Source organism: Acidovorax sp. SRB_24 (genome assembly GCF_012931925.1).
The window spans coordinates 1-293 of the sequence record NZ_MWOM01000319.1 but is presented as its reverse complement, the minus strand read 5'-3'; the positions used below and the strand labels follow the sequence as shown (position 1 = coordinate 293).

The window sequence follows — 293 nt, the reverse complement described above, 5'->3', positions numbered from 1 at the left end:
CTGGACACCAACATCGTGCTCGACCTGCTGGTGTTTGGCGACCCGGCCGTGGCCCCGGTGCGCACCCTGCTGGGCGCGGGTCAGCTGCGCTGGCTGGCCACCGGCGCCATGCGCGAGGAACTGGCGCGCGTGCTGGCGTACCCGCACATCGTGCCGCGGCTGGCGTTTTACGGCCTGAGCGCGGCCTCGGTGGTGCAAGCCTTCGATGCGCAGGTGCAGCTGGCGCCGGCGGCGCCGCGCGTGCCCCCCGCCTGCCGCGATGCCGACGACCAGAAATTCCTCGACCTGGCGGC

Annotated in this window: 1 protein-coding gene; it reads left to right on the top strand. The window is 73.4% G+C overall.

All coding sequences use genetic code 11. The features are described 5' to 3' along the window. Nucleotides 1-293: putative toxin-antitoxin system toxin component, PIN family (locus tag B2J89_RS23400; protein ID WP_169170890.1), on the top strand; the 293-nt coding region annotated here is incomplete at both ends.